The sequence below is a fragment of the Halobacteriovorax sp. RT-2-6 genome, assembly GCF_047085025.1.
Taxonomy (GTDB): Bacteria; Bdellovibrionota; Bacteriovoracia; order Bacteriovoracales; family Bacteriovoracaceae; genus Halobacteriovorax_A.
Genome location: NZ_JBKIYH010000003.1, coordinates 306,735 through 322,541, shown reverse-complemented (window position 1 = coordinate 322,541; position 15,807 = coordinate 306,735). Strand labels below are relative to the sequence as shown.

At 36.3% G+C, this 15,807-nt stretch carries 14 protein-coding genes; 3 read left to right on the top strand and 11 right to left on the bottom strand.

The window, feature by feature from the left end:
* Positions 1 to 6 precede the first annotated feature (6 nt).
* The 3 genes from ACMAYS_RS15420 to glmU all read right to left on the bottom strand — a co-directional run bounded on the left by ACMAYS_RS15420 (position 7) and on the right by glmU (position 5,562).
* Positions 7 to 2,238, bottom strand: coding sequence for an ATP-dependent helicase (locus ACMAYS_RS15420; protein ID WP_412463570.1), 2,232 nt, complete (start codon positions 2,236 to 2,238; stop codon positions 7 to 9).
* 26 nt (positions 2,239 to 2,264) lie between these two features.
* Positions 2,265 to 4,094, bottom strand: a complete 1,830-nt coding sequence (gene glmS, locus ACMAYS_RS15415) for a glutamine--fructose-6-phosphate transaminase (isomerizing) (protein ID WP_103218411.1) — start codon at positions 4,092 to 4,094, stop codon at positions 2,265 to 2,267.
* 79 nt (positions 4,095 to 4,173) lie between these two features.
* Positions 4,174 to 5,562: a bifunctional UDP-N-acetylglucosamine diphosphorylase/glucosamine-1-phosphate N-acetyltransferase GlmU gene (gene glmU, locus ACMAYS_RS15410; RefSeq protein ID WP_412463569.1), complete on the bottom strand. Its 1,389-nt coding sequence runs from the start codon at positions 5,560 to 5,562 to the stop codon at positions 4,174 to 4,176.
* 206 nt (positions 5,563 to 5,768) lie between these two features.
* Between glmU and lon the strand changes: the two genes are divergently transcribed.
* The 3 genes from lon (at position 5,769) to ACMAYS_RS15395 (ending at position 9,011) form a co-directional block, all read left to right on the top strand.
* Positions 5,769 to 8,192: an endopeptidase La gene (gene lon, locus ACMAYS_RS15405; RefSeq protein WP_103218413.1), complete on the top strand. Its 2,424-nt coding sequence runs from the start codon at positions 5,769 to 5,771 to the stop codon at positions 8,190 to 8,192.
* Between the two features lie 62 nt (positions 8,193 to 8,254).
* The gene (locus ACMAYS_RS15400) at positions 8,255 to 8,650 is read left to right on the top strand and encodes a response regulator (protein WP_158246902.1); all 396 of its coding nucleotides are present in this window, start codon (positions 8,255 to 8,257) and stop codon (positions 8,648 to 8,650) included.
* A 4-nt stretch (positions 8,651 to 8,654) separates the two neighbouring features.
* A complete protein-coding gene (locus tag ACMAYS_RS15395) occupies positions 8,655 to 9,011 on the top strand; it encodes a hypothetical protein (RefSeq protein ID WP_103218415.1) in 357 nt (118 codons plus the stop codon).
* A gap of 1 nt (position 9,012) precedes the next feature.
* Here ACMAYS_RS15395 and ACMAYS_RS15390 read toward each other — a convergent pair whose 3' ends face one another.
* From ACMAYS_RS15390 to ACMAYS_RS15355, 8 genes are all read right to left on the bottom strand, one after another.
* On the bottom strand, positions 9,013 to 9,225 hold the full coding sequence (locus tag ACMAYS_RS15390; protein WP_103218416.1) for a hypothetical protein: 213 nt from the start codon (positions 9,223 to 9,225) through the stop codon (positions 9,013 to 9,015).
* A gap of 136 nt (positions 9,226 to 9,361) precedes the next feature.
* On the bottom strand, positions 9,362 to 10,426 hold the full coding sequence (locus ACMAYS_RS15385) for a PQQ-dependent sugar dehydrogenase (protein ID WP_412463568.1): 1,065 nt from the start codon (positions 10,424 to 10,426) through the stop codon (positions 9,362 to 9,364).
* Between the two features lie 26 nt (positions 10,427 to 10,452).
* A complete protein-coding gene (locus tag ACMAYS_RS15380; RefSeq protein ID WP_392993729.1) occupies positions 10,453 to 11,070 on the bottom strand; it encodes a hypothetical protein in 618 nt (205 codons plus the stop codon).
* Positions 11,071 to 11,137: 67 nt separating this feature from the next.
* On the bottom strand, positions 11,138 to 12,502 hold the full coding sequence (locus ACMAYS_RS15375; protein WP_412463567.1) for an aldehyde dehydrogenase family protein: 1,365 nt from the start codon (positions 12,500 to 12,502) through the stop codon (positions 11,138 to 11,140).
* A 99-nt stretch (positions 12,503 to 12,601) separates the two neighbouring features.
* Positions 12,602 to 12,784 carry a hypothetical protein gene (locus ACMAYS_RS15370; protein WP_412463566.1) on the bottom strand — a complete coding sequence of 61 codons (183 nt, stop codon included), beginning with the start codon at positions 12,782 to 12,784 and terminating at the stop codon, positions 12,602 to 12,604.
* A gap of 189 nt (positions 12,785 to 12,973) precedes the next feature.
* Positions 12,974 to 13,171, bottom strand: coding sequence for a hypothetical protein (locus ACMAYS_RS15365; protein WP_103218420.1), 198 nt, complete (start codon positions 13,169 to 13,171; stop codon positions 12,974 to 12,976).
* A 12-nt stretch (positions 13,172 to 13,183) separates the two neighbouring features.
* On the bottom strand, positions 13,184 to 14,815 hold the full coding sequence (locus ACMAYS_RS15360; RefSeq protein WP_103218421.1) for an RHS repeat domain-containing protein: 1,632 nt from the start codon (positions 14,813 to 14,815) through the stop codon (positions 13,184 to 13,186).
* An 88-nt stretch (positions 14,816 to 14,903) separates the two neighbouring features.
* Positions 14,904 to 15,794 (bottom strand): type II secretion system F family protein, encoded by an 891-nt coding sequence (locus ACMAYS_RS15355; protein WP_103218422.1) that lies wholly within the window; start codon positions 15,792 to 15,794, stop codon positions 14,904 to 14,906.
* Between the last annotated feature and the right edge of the window lie 13 nt (positions 15,795 to 15,807).

Below are 15,807 nucleotides of genomic sequence, written 5' to 3'. Positions count from 1 at the left end.
GGTATTTTAGATTAAAGTCAGTGGCGCAAACTTTGCCATAAATTTCTTTTGTGCACCGTCATTAAATTTAATCGTTACCTTTTCATCTCCTGAAGGTCCGATACATTCTAAAACCGTTCCTTCTCCATAAAGAGAGTGAACAATCCTTGAACCCTTAGGATAAGTTACTTTTTTTGCACTTATACTTGGCGATTTTTCAACTCGGTAAACTGGTTCATCATCGTAAACTGGATCGCATAGATCGTCCCAATCATCATCCATTGATTGTTGGCGTCCACCACCTAGCTTTTTCCATATATAAAATTTATTCGGTATTTCTTGGATAAATCGACTGAAGCCATTAAAGCGTAGCTGACCAAATAACATTCGACCTTGGGCAAATGTAATATAAAGTCTCTTCATCGCTCTTGTCATAGCAACGTAGAAAAGTCGACGCTCCTCCTCTATTGCTGTTTCTCCATTTTCAATCGATTGATAACTTGGAAAAACAGTCTCTTCAACTCCTGTCACAAAGACATATTCAAACTCAAGCCCTTTTGCTCCGTGAATCGTCATTAAAGAAACTTCGCCTTGATTCTCTTCTTCTTGTCCAATTGCTGAGTTATCAAGAGTTATCGTTTCTAGAAATGCTCCGAAACGTCCGTTGGGGTTCTGATCTTCAAATTGTGTAAATGCACTTCCAAGCTCTTCAAGGTTTTCCATTCGAGCTTGAGACTCATAGTCCTTTGCAGCTCGAAGCATTTCCCAATAGCCAGATTCATAAAGGAGCTTTTCATAAACGGTCTCTAGTGCTTCCCCCTCATCATGAGCTACTTTAGCTTCAGTAATGAGATGTACAAATTGAGACAGTGAAGACTTAACTCGAGACGAAAGCCTTATATGTTTAAAATCTTCTGGGTTATCCACAACTCTATTCACAACTTCCCAAAGAGAACTATCTGACTTAATCGCCTCCTCTTCAATCTTTCTTAAAGTTGTGGCACCAATTCCACGAGTTGGTACATTGATAATTCGACTTAATGCTAGCGAGTCCTTGTCATTAACAAGAAGTCTAATATAAGCAATTAGATCTTTAATTTCTTTTCTTTCGTAAAACTTAATCCCACCAACAACTCGATATGGGATATTTGATTTTCTAAGCGCATCTTCAATTTGTCTCGACTGAGAATTCGTACGATAGAAGACGGCCATTTCATCGTAATTGACTCCATCTTCACTATGATGATGGATTAATTGTTCAGCGACAAAATCAGATTCTTCTCTATCACTAGAACATTCAACAATCTCAATTGATTCACCTTCTGGATTATCAGTCCACATACTCTTGCCTTTACGCTGAGTATTTCGTGCAATTACAGCTCCTGCTGCTTCAATAATATTTTTAGAAGAACGGTAATTTTGCTCCAACTTTAAAATTTGAGCATCACTATAAACTTCTTCAAAGTCTAAGATGTTTCGAATATCCGCTCCACGCCAAGAATAGATCGATTGATCTTCATCCCCAACAACACAAATATTCCTTCTTTTCTTTGCTAGTTTTGTGACTAGGTCGAATTGGGCACGGTTCGTATCCTGATACTCGTCGACAAGAATATAACGAAAACGCTCTTGATATCTTTCGAGTACTTCTGGAAATTTTTCAAATAATTGAATAACACCAGAAATAAGGCCACCGAAGTCAGTGGCGTTAGCTTTGTGCAGCTCTTTTTCGTACTCGAGATACATATCGTAGAAAATATCATCATTTTCTACTTCATAATCTTTATCTGAAATATCACGATCAGGATAATGACCGTGATTTTTTAGGTCTTCAATAAAATATAAAACTTCAAATGGAGAAGTTTCTTTTTGTGAAATTCCACGTCGATTTAAGATCGCTTTAACAACACTTTTTTGCTCACTAGTATCATAAATCGTAAAATTTCTACTAAGGCCTAAGTAATTTGCCTCAGACCTTAGCATCTTTGCACAAAAAGAGTGGAAAGTAGTAACTTGAAGAGCACCAACATCACAACTTACATCACGTCCGACACGATCTCGCATTTCTTTAGCGGCTTTATTTGAGAAAGTAAGTGCCAATAGTTGAAATGGAGAAATATTCTTCTCTTCCAAAAGATACGCAATCTTTGTAACAAGAGTTCTCGTTTTTCCAGATCCTGCACCAGCAAGGATCATCATTGGTCCATCAATCTCTTTAACGGCTTGACGTTGTTGAATATTGAGGTGGTCTAACTTCATTAAAATTCCTATTTACTCTTTTCTTTTTATTCAACAGTAACTGACTTTGCCAGGTTTCTTGGCTTATCAATATCTGTCCCTAAATTCTTCGCAATATAATAAGCAAGAAGTTGGTTTACTACGTTTACGTAAAGTGGTGCCAAGTCTCCAAGCCCATCAAAGTCTAATTCAATATAGTGATCAGAGATCTCTCTTAAATCTTCCTTACCTTTTGGACCAATTGAAACAATAAGACCTTTACGTGCCTTAATTTCTTGAATATTCGAAACTGTTTTTTCAAATAAATCTTCACCGACTAGGGCAACGTTAACTTTCTCTTCATCAATAAGAGCAATTGGACCATGCTTTAACTCACCTGAAGCATAACCTTCAGCGTGAACGTAAGCGATTTCTTTGAGCTTAAGTGCTCCTTCTAGGGCAATTGGAAAATATGCTCCACGACCAGTATAGAAGAAACCTTTATACTTATAAATTGCATCAGCAACATCTTTAATTGGTTTTGTATTATCTAAAAGTTGCTCAACTCTTTCAGCAAGAAGACTATAGCGTGAAGAAAGAGAGTTTCTTAAATCATCAGACATACCACCATTAGAAATAACTTCTGAAAGAGTCTTTCCAGTTAATACTTGTTGAGTAAATGCCTTTGTTGAAGCAACACCAATCTCAACACCTGCGCGAATCATAAGATTCACATCACAATCACGATAAAGAGTAGATCCTTCAGTGTTTACAATTGAAAGTGATTTCATTCCTTTCTCTTTGCACATCGTTTGCGCAGCTAAAGTATCTGCTGTTTCACCAGACTGAGAGATGAACATTGCTAGTTCATTTTGGCTAAGAATTGGATTGCGGTAGCGGAACTCACTTGCAACTTCTGTAAAACATCTAATGCGATTATTTGATTCGAAGTAATCTTTAATTACAAGACCAGCATAGTAAGCAGTACCACAAGCTGTAATACTAATTGCATCCATTGGTAGTTTAATTGCTGACTCTAAACTCTCTTTTCCTTCACCTTGAAAGTAATATTGAGTTAGAGAACGAATTAACTCAGGCTGTTCGTGAATTTCTTTAAGCATATAGTGCTCAAAATCACCTTTAGATGCAGGATCGTGATCGATCGTTTGCTCTTTTGACATATAACGATGAGTCTTAGATCCATCAAGCTCATAAAAATTTAAAAGCTGATTATTTTTTACACTTAGGTGACAAAGAACATTATCTTCAGGGAAGTAAATTCGAGTGGCCATACCAGCAAGAGCATATGGATCACTTGAAACAAATACTTCAGAATTTACTTCATTACTTCCACATACTAATGGAGCACCTTTTTTAATCGCAAAGATTTCATCTGTTTCACGATTTAATACAACAAATGCAGAAAATCCTTCAATTCTTTCAAATGATTTAATTACAGCTTCTTTGATTGGAGTACCTTGGCGTTTATGAAAAATTAAAAGCCCAAGAAATGTTTCCGAGTCAGTTTCTGATTCGAAATAAATCCCTTGTTCTTTAAGTTCGTTTCTAATTTCATTGGCATTTTCAATGATTCCATTGTGAACCATCGCAATTCCATCTTTTGTTGAAACGTGTGGGTGCGCATTGTAATCTGTTACACCACCGTGAGTGGCCCAACGAGTGTGCCCAATACAAGATCTTGCATGAATATCTTTACCTTCAAGCTCAGCTTCAAGGTTTCCAATTTTTCCTTCTTTTTTATAAACGAGAAGCTCATCATTTTTGCTGATGAAACTAACTCCAGCTGAATCGTACCCACGATACTCTAATCTTCTAAGTCCTTCTAGAACAACGTCAACTGAATTTGATGGCCCAAGATGCCCAACAATTCCGCACATAGTCACTTCCTTATATGTTTAAAAAATACTAATTAAAGAAAGATACCATTATGCGGGCGAAAATAAAATTTTTGCGGGCCTATTTGTCGCTTTTTTTCCTAATGAAACGCCTTGCCATTCCTTCTTTCGTCTCTTGACGCCCTCTGGCAATTGCAAATGATCCATCTGGCATACTTTTGCTAATTGTTGAACCTGATGCAACATAACATTCTTTACCTATCTCAATAGGTGCAATCATTTGTGAATCAGATCCAATAAAAGATCCATCACCAATAATTGTTTTGTGCTTATTGGCTCCGTCGTAATTACAAGTAATGAAGCCACAACCAATATTTACATTGTCGCCAATTTCAGCATCTCCTGCATAGCTTAAGTGTGAAACAGCTGACTTTTTACCAATCTTAGATTTTTTTATTTCGACAAAGTTTCCAATTTTTGCACCTTCACCAATATCACTTCCTGGACGAAGCTGCGCCATCGGTCCAATTGAAGCGCCTTTTGAAACTTTTGAATCTGTAATATATGAATTGGCCTTAATAATGGCTCCATCTTCAATGATTGAATTCTTAATTGTTACACCTTGCTCAATCACTACATTTTTTCCAATCACTGTTTTGTCATCGATAAAAGCATTTTGATAAAGGTGTGTTCCTTGTCCAATATTTTTAGAATAACAGTAAGTATGCGAAGGATCTGAGAAACGCACTCCCGCTTCTAACATCAGGAAACGAGCAATTGAGCGCCTTAGATAAATATCTGCATCTGAAAGTTGAATAAGGTTATTTACACCTAAAAACTCACGAGCATCTTCAAAAAGAAGTGGAGTTACATTGGCTTCAGGGTTAAAGGTATCCGTAAGGTAAAACTCACCTGACTTATTATTATCAGAAAGATTGAATACATGATCCATTAAATAAAGTGTTTTAAAAATATAAAGACCCGAGTTAACTTCTGTCACAAGTCTTTGCTCTTCAGTTGCATCTTTTTCTTCAACAATCTGAAAGCCTGTCCCCTTACGAATAATTCTTCCGTAACCTGTAGGATTACTTGCTGAAAAAGTTGCACAAACTGCATTTGAACCTTTCTCAATCTCTTCAATGAGAGCGTTAATTGTTTCTTTTGTAATTAATGGTGTATCTGCACATGTCACAATTGTATAATCATAGCCACGAGAGTTTTCAAAATCCTTCAAATAAGTCTGAACGGCATGCCCTGTCCCTAATTGCTCTTTTTGATAAACGTAATTTATACCTGTAAAGCGTTCATTAACATGTTCTTCAACAAGTTCACGTTGATGACCAGTAACTAAAGTGATATCTCCAAAATCTTTAAATGTTTCGATGACATAATCGACTAAAGTATTTTGGTGTAAAGGTGCAAGAGGTTTTGGAATATCCATTTTAAGTCTTGTTCCCTTACCTGCAGCTAATACAACTACCGCAACTTTCTTCGTTGTCTTCTGTGACATATAAAAACTCCTAATAACCGACTATATCGGTCTCTTTTCACTCTATGCGATTACAACACATTAACTAAATCATAGCAAAAAAATCAGTTAAAAAACTCAAAAAAATCACGCATTTTCGCTCTTTTTATTAAAGAGTTTTTTTTATTGCCCGATGTTAATTAAGAACAAATTGCCTATATTGCGCCGACCTGTTGGAGGAAAGATTTATGGTTACAAATTACGAGGGTGAGAACATTGAGTTTAAGGAAGAATTGGCCCTCTTACCAATCCGAGACTTAGTTATTTATCCATTTATGATTTTACCTCTATTTGTTGGTAGAGAAGCATCAATCAAAGCTATTGACCACGCTATTAATCATTCAGATCGTCTGATTCTACTTTCGAGTCAGAAAGATATTGTTGCGGAACATCCTGCACCAGAAGAGATTTATGAACTTGGTACTGTTGCCATGATCATGAGAATGAGAAAACTTCCTGATGGAAGAATCAAAATTCTAGTTCAAGGTTTATCAAAAGCTAGAATTACTTCATTTGAACAACAATCACCTTTCTATATTACTAAAGTTGAAAAGGTTGAAGATATTACGACTGATAGCTCTAATATTGCAACGACTGCACTAATGAGAACTATTAAAGAACAACTTGAAAAAGTTATTCAACTCGGAAAAGTTCTTTCTCCAGATATCTTAATGGTTCTAGAAGATATTACAGATGCCTCAAGACTAGCGGATTTAATTGCATCAAACTTAAATCTACACGTTTCTGAAGCACAAACAATTCTTGAAACATTAGATCCAGTTGATCGCCTACACGCAATCAATGATATTCTAAATCGTGAATTAGAAATCCTAATGATGCAACAGAAGATGAAGACAAACTCTTCAACTGAAAGTGCAAATCAAAGAGATGTATTCCTTAAGGAACAGATCAAGGCAATTAAATCAGAACTTGGTGATGGTTCTTCAGAGCAAGATGAATTCGCAGAATTCAAGAAAAGAGTTGAAGAAGCAGGTATGCCAGAAGAAGTTCTTAAAGAAACGACAAAGCAACTTGCACGTCTAGAGAAGATGCACCCAGATTCATCTGAAGCAAGCATCATGAGAAATTATATTGAGTGGATGTGTGACCTTCCATGGAGTAAAAAATCTGAAGAGCATATTGATCTTGACTCAGCTCTTGAGATTCTTGATGAAGATCACTTTGAACTTACTCAAATCAAAGAAAGAATTCTTGAGCACCTAGCAGTTAGACAACTTAAGGGTGATGATATGAAAGGACCAATCCTATGTTTTCAAGGTCCTCCTGGTGTTGGTAAAACTTCACTTGGGAAGTCAATTGCTCGTGCTACGGGAAGAGAGTTTGTAAGAATTTCTCTTGGTGGTGTTAAAGATGAAGCAGAGATTAGAGGTCATAGAAGAACATATGTTGGAGCAATGCCAGGTCGTTTTATTCAAGCGATGAAGCAAGCAAAAACAAACAACCCAGTTGTTCTACTTGACGAAATCGACAAGCTATCTGGTGACTACAAAGGTGATCCATCTGCAGCTCTACTTGAAGTACTTGATCCTGAACAAAATGTAGAGTTTAGAGATCACTACCTAAACGTACCATTTGATCTTTCAAACTGTATGTTTATTGCGACTTCAAATATGCTTGAAAATATTCCAGGTCCATTAAGAGATCGTATGGAAGTAATCAATCTATCTGGTTACACAAGAGAAGAAAAAGTTGAAATCTCTAAGCGATATATCATTCCAAAGCAAATGGATGAAAATGGTATCAATGATGAGCACGTAGTATTTACTGATGAAGGTGTTGAGAGTGTTATCGAGCACTACACATCTGAAGCGGGCCTTCGTAATCTAGAAAGAAGAATCGGTACACTATGTCGTAAAGTTGCAATGAAAATTGCAAAAGGCGATATGGGAAAAACACACATCGTGAAAGATACTGTTGTTAAATACCTTGGTCCACCAATCTTCGTAAAAGAAGATCACAAAGATGAGGATGAAGTTGGAGTGTCAACTGGTCTAGCTTGGACATCTCATGGTGGTGAAGTTCTTTACATCGAAACAACAAAGATGAAAGGACAAGGACTAACTCTTACAGGTCAACTTGGTGACGTAATGAAAGAGTCTGCAAAAACAGCAATTAACTACATCAGATCACGTGCACTTTACATGGGAATTGATGAAGATATTTTTGAAAACCACGAGTTTCACGTACACTTACCAGCTGGTGCCACTCCAAAAGATGGACCTTCTGCAGGTATCACGCTAGCAACTGCCCTAGTATCAAATTGTACAGGCGTTCCAGTAAGCCGTGATGTTGCAATGACTGGTGAGATTACTTTAACAGGTAAAGTTCTTCCAATTGGTGGACTAAAAGAAAAAGCATTAGCTGCTCTTAGAATGGGTATCTCAACAGTTGTTATCCCATGGGGCAACAAGAAAGATCTTGTTGATATCCCTGAAAACCTAAGAGAACAGATTAACTTTGTTCCTGTTAAAACAATTGATGAAGTTCTTGATATCGCTCTAGTAGATTGGGCAGGTTACAAGAAAGAAGTTCAAATGAAAAAAGTGGACGAAAAACATCAAGAAAAAAGAAAAGCAGGCGTTGCCGCTTAAATAATGAGGGCCAACAAGGCCCTCTTTTTTTTTATCCAACATTAACTTAAAATGGAATGTATATGGGAAAAGAAGAAATGAAAGTAATGATTGTTGATGACTCAGAGATCTCTAGAACTTCTGTTAAAGATATTTTAGAGCAAGAAGGATATGAGGTCGTTGGCTGTGTTGGAAATGCACAGGAAGCGCTAAAACTATCTTTTGACGTTTCGCCAACTCTATTTATCATTGATGTTATTATGCCTGAAATTAGTGGTCTAGAACTAGCTGAATCAGTAGCAAATAACTTCCCTAATGCAAAAATTATGATGATGTCTTCACTTGATATTGAATCTGTTTGTATTGAAGCGATTTCATCTGGAGCGCAAGACTTCTTAGTAAAGCCATTTAAGCGTGAAGATCTACTTAGAGCAGTTGACAAGTTGACTCACGACATAGCATCAGAAAAAGCGAGTTAATTTAATGTTTAGGTTTTTAATTTATTTCACAATTAGTTTTCTTATTTTAGCTTTTCCAGTTTCTAAAAGTTCAACAGTATTTGATAGTGTAAATAAACCTTTGAAGCCTTATACTCAAAAAGTTTACTCAACGATAGCTTTTTACCTAAGTACTAGCCTTAGTGAAGGTAAAGAAATAACTGTAAAGCTATTCAATAATACTGCAAAAAAAGTGGATTATGTTAAACGAGAATCTTCTGGGTTTGCGAAGCCTGTCGCAAAGAAAGCTCAGGACCTCGACGCTCTCGATGATTATCAACATGGTGAGTACACTGTTGAAGAACGTGAGGCCCTTTTAAAAGTATTACGAGAAAGTGAATAGATTATTGATTGATCGACTTTGACTCAGTCTCTCTTTCAACTGTCCCACCAGAACTCGCAATTAACTCATCAATTTCTTGCATTTTTTGTTTGAGGTTTAGTCCCCTCGTTTCACAAATAGAATCATCAGATGTATTAGTCGATGCTTCTTTTACTCCGGCAAACACCTGAGCTGATAGTAGTGTTAGTACAGATAATAAAAATAACTTTTTCATAATACTTCTCCTTTTGTAGTCACTATATTCAATGCATGATGTATGCCAACAAAAGGGCTCGTATTTTCAATAACTTAAACACTAGTAAATGTATAAGATGTATACGTTTTTTCGTTGCTGTCTAGATTTTTAACACTTACCTTACAACCTTTAGTATCTTACCCGAATCAGTCGTTAAATAGAGCTCTCCGGCCGGTGAAATAGCTATCTGGCGCATCCTTTCTTCAAGCTCCTCAAGATAGCTTTCTTGTGCAATAACCTTATTACCATCCATTTTAAGCCTTCTGAGATGCTCACTTCCCAAGGCCGCTAAAAAGATATCTCCTTGCCAGTCCTTATATTTATTTCCTTCATATACAACCATACCAGATGGCGAGATACTTGGTGTCCAGTGCACAAGGGGCTGCTCCATTCCCTTCTTCTTCTCTTCACCAATGCTTGGGCCCCAATATTCTTTTCCATATGTGATTACTGGCCATCCATAATTAAGCCCAGGTTTTACTAGATTGAGTTCATCGCCACCACGCGGCCCAAACTCACAGCTAAAGACATCTCCTTTCTGGTTCATCCCAATGCCCTGTGGATTGCGATGTCCATAACTCCAAATTTCTTTTAGGGCACCACTTTTATTCTCAAATGGGTTTCCTTTTGCAGCACTACCATCAAAATTTAAACGAAGAATTTTACCATTATGATAAGAGAGATCTTGTGCATATTTTCTTTCTCCGCGATCTCCTACAGTCATAAATAAAAAGTTACCTTTAAATAATAAACGTGAACCGAAGTGGCGAGTCGTATCACTTATAATCTTAGTTTCTAAAAGAACTTCAGACTTTTTCAGTTGAGCATTAGAGTATTGCGCACGAGCTAAAGTTGTAACAACGGCCCCTTTAACTTCAGAAGAATATGTGAAATATGCATAGGACTTATCACCTATTTTTTTATAGACAATATCTAGCATTCCACCTTGGCCACTGGCCTTCACACTAGGAGCGAGTAAGTCTTTTGTTTGTTTAGTTTCAAAGTTATGATACTTGATCTTTCCACCTCTTTCAGTGAAAAGAATTTCATTTTCATTGATAAAAGTAAGTCCCCAAATAATGTCATTTGTTTTAAAGACTTCTTTTGCAGCTACTTTAGCTAGGGTAGTAATTGATAAAAAACAGCTTAAGATTAAAATAATTGTTTTGAGACTTTTCATAGAAAAAGTCTAGCATGTTAGAAAGATTACGGAAGTAAAAACATATTAAAGTCAAATTGATTACTAGACTGATCAACTTCGATTATATCTCCTCCACCTATGGATTCTTCATGACGACTTATACGGGAAGAGAACTTCAATCTTTTAACTTTTTCGTTAGCAACTCTATAGTCTGTGGATGAATGCATTTCGTCATATTCAACAACATCTCCAGTCCTAAGGTCTAGAATAATATTTAGTGATTCATTATTTTCATTTCGAATAATGAGCTCTGGGTATAAACTATGTTTTGATAATTCAGAAATAATATTTTCTTCTAAACGATAAGGAGGCTGTCCTCCATATAAACGAATAGAAGTAACATCACCTAAGATCTTCACGAAATCTGAAATCGCGCCATTCAACTTAGTCCCACTATCAAGATGGGCCAATATCGATTTTCCATCTGCATTACTCATAACGACAGCAACACAAGTTGTAACTCCATATGTCTGTACAAATGAATGCCTCTGCGAAGATGTATAGATATATTCTCTTTGAAAAACCTCAGGGATATCAGCACGATCTAAAATAGTTAGTGCTAAAGAAGAATTAGCAAATATAAGTGAGCTTACTAAAAGAATATAAAAATGGGCCATTTTCATGACCCTATTATACTAATAATTAATATAAGTTTTTGAGTATTGAAAAGCTTTCAGTGACCGTAAATTATTAAGACAGTAGATTCATAATTTTACGGACAAATGAAACCTTCTTTTCATAAGGAGGGTAACGTAGATCATTTTCTAAACAAAAGCTTCTCTTCATAACGGCTTTTTCATGAGAGAAAAGCTTAAATGAGAACTCACCGTGATATGCCCCCATTCCTGACTCACCTACGCCACCAAATGGCAGCTTTTCATTTGATAAGTGTACAATCGTATCATTAATGACCATTCCACCACTGCTAATGCTTTCAATAACCTTTTTCTTATCGCTATTAGAATCAAGAAAAGCATAACAAGCAAGTGGCTTATCATAGCTTTTAACAAACTCAATTGACTCATCTAAACTGTCAGAGTTGATAATAGGCATAATAGGGCCAAATATTTCATCCTTCATAATTGCACTATCTTTGTTGGCCCTTACATAAGTTGGAGAAATATATAATTGTCCCTTATCAACATCTCCACCAATAACAATGTCGTCTTGATTGATCAGAGATGAGAGTCTATCAAAATGCCTCTCATTAATAATTCTACCGTAGTCACCACTTTGTTTAATTTCATCACTATAGAATTTTCTTAAATATTTTTGGGTCGCTTTGAGAAAAGCATCTTCATCTGATTTTTTTATTAGAATATAATCTGGAGCAACGCAAGTTTGACCAGCATTAAAAAATTTCCCCCATACAATTCTCTTAGCAGCTAAATCGATATTCTTCGTTCCAACAATCGCTGGTGATTTACCACCTAACTCGAGAGTTAAGGGTGTTAGAAACTTGGCCGCTGCCGCCATCACAATTCGACCGACATGACCATTTCCAGTATAGAAGATATAATCAAATTTTAAACTCAATAGCTCTGTTGTCTCCGCGACACCACCTTCAATAACTGCAGCTATCTCACTATCTAAAGCGTTAGTTATAATTGTATTAATTATTTTAGAAGTGGCCGGCGCTAACTCTGAAGGTTTAACAATAACTTTATTGCCTGCCGCAATTGCTCCAATTAGAGGAACCATGGCCAATTGAAATGGGTAATTCCAAGGAGCGATGACTAAAACTTGTCCATACGGTTCACTATGTATAGCACTTCGAGCAGGCATGAAAGGAAGCGGAGAGAAAACCTTCTTAGGCTTCATCCACTTTTTCAACTTTTTCTTTATGAGCTTAATTTCATGTAAACAAAAATCAATTTCAGAAAGATAAGACTCAAATGCACTCTTGCTTAAGTCAGCTTTTAGTGCAGCTAAAATATCCCTCTCACGGGCCTTTATTTCAGCTTCTAAAGCTTCAAGGGCACTGATACGGTCATAGTAGTTTAAATTTTCACGCCCTTTCTGAGCACAATATGCAGTCGTTATATTATTGTCCATAAATGTATTATAGCTGTATTTGAGGAGTTCAGGCAAAAAAAAGCCTGACTACGTGGCCAGGCTTTTTAAGGAGTTGAATATAATTGTTTGAGTTAAATTTTATTGTCCAATCGATTGAGTTGATGAACTTGATGATGTTGGTGCTGCTGGAGCTTCCGCTTCTACACTTGCTACACTATCAGAGCTTGCATACATATCATCACAGCTAGTTCCTGACTCATCTAATGCAAATACGTTTGTTACACTTAATAGAAATAAAAATACTAATGCTAACTTTTTCATAATTTCCCCCATTATGGTTTTGTTTCTTTGCTATTTATAAAGCAAGGAAAATGCCAACTTTTCGAATGTCTTTTTAAGTAGTTAGAGCAATAGAGGGTGTAATATTTTGTACAGTGTTTAGATTTTTAACAAAAAAAGGCCCGTTTCATAACGGGCCCTTTAGTATAAGATAATAAATTTAAAAGAATCTTATTGTTGATCAGATGTAGTTCCACCTGGTGTTGCCGGCACTTCAGATGAAGATGGTATAGCAGTTGTAGGTGATGTATCTCTGTTATCTAAGTTAACTTTTGGACACTCACCATCTTTTTCACCAGTAGCCGCACTTTCTGCAGCAAAAATACTAAATGATCCAAGAACCAATAAAAGCGTTAGTAGTTTCTTCATATATCCCTCCAATTACATATTTAGGTTTACACCAGCAGGCTTAACAATTGCTAAGAGTGATTGGAAGGCCTGAGTAACTTGTAAGGCCATCTTATGTCCTGCTTTCGATTCTACTTTTAGAATCTCACCGTAGTTATCGTATTTAACGTTGATCTTTCCTACTTTATTCATAGTAATCTCAACTGGCTTACCTTGAGCATTGTATTGAAACTCAAGAGCTCTTTTCTGCTTAGTCTTTTTATTTAAATCCATCATTTTTGAAATACGACCTTTAGAATCGTAAAGTAAAACAACAGACATACCTTTAGAGTTATTAGCTTTCTTAAGGTTACCCTTCTTATCATAGTCAAACTCTGTCCAACCACGTGGGTTAACTACTTTAGTAATCTTCTTAAATTGCTTGTGATACTCAAGCTCTACAAAGTCACCTCTTGAAGAAGCCTTTTTAACAAGTAGTCCATCTTTATTATATTCAAAATTAGTTACGTGATTTCCTCTCTTAATCTGCTTTGGAAGAGAACAACACTCTGTATAAATCGTCTCTGTTTTAAGTCCATTAATTACAGTAAGGATTCTGTAAGTATAGTGAGATCCGTCTGGTTTCTTCTTGATCTCGTACTCATAACGATTTACAACTTCTTTCTTAGTTGGTGATTTCTTTGCTACTAAAGTCCAGTAGTGGAAATCAGGGTTTTTAGGATTACTCTCATATGAGTACTTAATTACTTCACCACTTCTCTTTGTAAGTTCTTTTACAAATTGAGTTTTCTTTTCATAAGCAATCTTTTGAGTTGATCCATCTTTATAAGTAATAAGAGTCATATTATGATTAGCATCGTAATCATACTTGAAATGATTCCCTGAAATATCTTTTGCATCTACTAAGTTATAATTTGTGTCATAAGTATAAGTCGTCTTTTTACCAGCACCAGATTCTACTGATTTCACAAGACCATTTGGATACCACTTAAAAAAGATTTGCTTGGCCATTGAGTCCTTGATTGACTTTAGTGAACCTTCTTTCGTGTAATCAAGATTAACAACATATCCGTTCTTATCTTTTACTTGAATAAGCTTACCTTCTTTATCAAAGTGGTTCTCTTTTCCATCATTATACTTTCTAATATAACCTTTAGCTGTCTTTACGACTTTTTGAAGCCCGCGAACATTTGAGTATAGTTCAGTTCCCACTGCAAGGTTTGAAGATACATTGAACTTCTTAGCATATGCTTGTCTAAGTTCAGCATCATTTGTAAGCTTCGTAACAAGAGTCTTTGCAACTGTCGTCGAAAGAGAAGTTTTCTTTCTCATCACATCAACGATTTTTTCTGCCGCTGCTTTAGGATCTACAGCCTGTCTTGGAGTGAAACGAGTCTTAGCACCTGAACCATTCTCGTGAACTGTTACAGAACCATCTGCTGAAACAACTAAGAAAGTTTCATAATCAGAACCCCAACCATAACCAAACCACCCCTTTCCAGGAGATTTAGAGTTGTACGTTCTTTCAACAACTAGGTCATTCCCACCACCAGGTACGATAATATCCGTGTACGTAATGTAGAAATTTCCGTTTTTCAGATTTACACCAGCAATCGATGCCAGTGAAAACAAACATAGTACTAATAGTTTTAAACTGATCCTCATGACTTGTATCCTTATTTAGTTAAAGAATCTTCATTCTCTCCATAGGCATATCGGAGGCCTTTAACTAAAACTTAAACATATAATAACTTTATTCTTTAATTTTCACTATTTTAAGAATGAAGAAGGTTCCAACACCGTCTAAAACACAGGCGACTACAAATAAGACAATCCCAATGGCCGAAGAAAACATCTTTGGTAGCAGAGTTGGATCATTTGCAGAGAAAATAGCTAGAATTACAAAGGGCATGGCCGCAATTGTGAAGCCCTGAAACTTTCCCTGGGCCGTGGCGGTATCGATTTTTTGCTTCAATCTAATGCGTTCACGAATAACAGTGACAATAGTGTCAAAAACTTCAGCAAGATTACCACCGGTTTCGCGTAAAATATTAACACTTGAAACGAACATATCATTGTCTTGAGTAGGAATTCTTTCTGCCAAGTTTTCGAAGCACTCCTCTAAAGTTACCCCAACTCTGTTCTGCTGCAGGATAATATTAAACTCTTCAGAAATAGGAGGAGGCATCTCATCAACAACCATACCAAGAGCTTGAGGTACTGATAGACCTGCTCTAAGACCATTTGAAAGCAGAGTTAGGCCATCTACCATCTGGTTTTGATAAGCTAAAATACGACGATTAACGAGGTAATCAACAACAGGTTTAGGCGCCTTAAATCCTACAAAACCAACGATTAGGCCAAGAAACGCTCCACCACCCCAACTTCCAAATAAACCAAAAGTAATAAGAGTTAGAGTTCCAAGTCCAAATGACAATGCTAGGAGTGCATACGTAACATGATCTGGCTTAACGTCGATAAAAAGTAATTCAAACTTTTCTAAAATATATGTTCGAGTACCAAATGTTTGTTTTTCAATTAAATCAAAAATACCAACTGAATAGCGATAACAAAATAGAAAGAAGATTAAACCAATAAGTCCAATTAATCCACTTCGTCCTATTTGTTCAATAAAAAAACTCATTTATACCTCTATA